Source organism: Microcoleus sp. B13-B6 (assembly GCF_036705405.1).
In the GTDB taxonomy this organism is placed as follows: Bacteria; Cyanobacteriota; Cyanobacteriia; order Cyanobacteriales; family Microcoleaceae; genus Microcoleus.
In genome coordinates this window covers 1-1,692 of the sequence record NZ_JAUBUJ010000238.1, presented here as the reverse complement: position 1 = coordinate 1,692, position 1,692 = coordinate 1, and the positions used below count along the sequence as shown (strand labels likewise).

General features: G+C 44.6%; 2 protein-coding genes and 1 pseudogene. All 3 read left to right on the top strand.

What is annotated here, in order from left to right:
* Positions 1-183 (top strand): hypothetical protein (locus tag QUB35_RS38895; RefSeq protein ID WP_333148401.1); only part of this gene is annotated, 183 nt, incomplete at its 5' end.
* A gap of 26 nt (positions 184-209) precedes the next feature.
* On the top strand, positions 210-1,430 hold the full coding sequence (locus QUB35_RS38890) for a transposase (RefSeq protein ID WP_333148399.1): 1,221 nt from the start codon (positions 210-212) through the stop codon (positions 1,428-1,430).
* Between the two features lie 35 nt (positions 1,431-1,465).
* A pseudogene (locus QUB35_RS38885) lies at positions 1,466-1,692 on the top strand (SAM-dependent DNA methyltransferase); the annotation flags it as partial.

Here is a 1,692-nt window from a genome sequence, read left to right as displayed (position 1 = left end):
TTTATGGGGAAGGTGGGATTATTGGGCTTTGTGTCAAGCTGTCCCCGCTCATGCCTGGATGCGGTGGAAGATGGAGCCAATGCTAGCCATTCTGGAGAACAGAAAACCAGAAATTTTACCCAAATTTGGGTTGAAAGCCCCCGTCGCTCTACGACGGCTTTTTCTGGAGCTGTGCTAAAATAGATTGCGTCAGATGTAAAGACATAACTATGCTGGTATTCGAGGCAAAACTTGAGGGATTGAAAGAGCAGTACGATAAGCTTGATGAAGCGATTCGTACTGCTCGTTTCATCCGCAATTCTTGCCTGAGATACTGGATGGATAACCGATCCATCGGGCGATACGATCTGAGTGCATATTGTGCTGTTTTGGCGCAAGAATTTGCTTGGGCCTCCAAGCTTAACTCTCAAGCTAGACAAGCTAGTTCTGAAAGAGCCTGGAGCGCAATTGCTAGATTCTTCGATCGCTGCAAAAAAAACCAACCAGGAAAAAAAGGTTATCCAAAATTCAAGAAAGAACAAACCCACGGTTCTGTTGAGTACAAGACAACGGGTTGGAAACTTTCCGATTGTCGCAAATACATTACTTTCACAGATGGTTTTGGTGCGGGTACTTTCCTGATGTGGGGTACTCGCGATTTGCATTTTTATCAATTGAAGCAAATCAAGCGAGTTAGAGTGATTCGTCGCGCTGACGGCTACTACACACAGTTTTGTATCGACTTTAAGCGAGTCGAAACAAGAGAGCCAACATTGAAAACCATCGGTCTTGATGTGGGATTGACTCATTTCTATACCGATAGCGATGGGCAAAGGGTTGAGAATCCAAGACATCTTAGAAAGAGTGAAAAATCTCTGAAACGGCTTGCTCGTCGTTTCTCTAAGACTAAAAAAGGCTCTAAAAACCGAGCCAAATTGAGAAATAAACTGGCAAGAAAACACCTCAAAGTAAGTAGGCAGCGTAAAGATTTTGCCGTGAAGTTGGCAAGATGCGTAGTCCAATCTAACGACTTGGTAGCCTATGAGGATTTGAAGGTGCGTAACATGGTTAAAAATCGACATTTGGCTAAATCGATTAGTGATGCAGCTTGGACGACTTTTCGCGGTTGGGTTGAGTATTTTGGTAAAGTTTTTGGTGTAGTAACGGTTGCCGTTCCACCCCACTATACGAGCCAAAATTGCTCGAACTGTGGCAAAGTTGTCAAAAAATCTCTTAGTGTCAGAACTCATGTTTGTCATCATTGCGGGCATACACAAGATCGAGATTGGAACGCTGCCAGAAACATATTAGAAAAGGGATTGCGTACTGCGGGGCACGTAGGAACGTCTAGTCTTAGACTAGAAAACGCCTCTGGAGACATCGACCTCTGTTTGGGTGGGGAAACTCTTTCAAATAAGCCGAGTCGGGGAAAGAGGAAGCCTAAGAAGTGATTCAAAGAATCCCCGTCCCGGATCGGGTGGGGAGAATGTCAACCAAATTTGTAATTGAGGAAACTTTGCCAGCAGAACCGATTCCCCAAATCGAATGGCAGCATTCTCCTGCCGCAGAAGCCATGTTAGATAATAGCCTCAATTGCATTCCTCAACATGGAGAATGGAAAACTTGGTCAGCTTGGGACTATTTGGAGTTTTTCTTGGACTGGGTTTTGTTCGCATTCGGACATCCAGCTTACAAGATTTTACCCAAAGAACC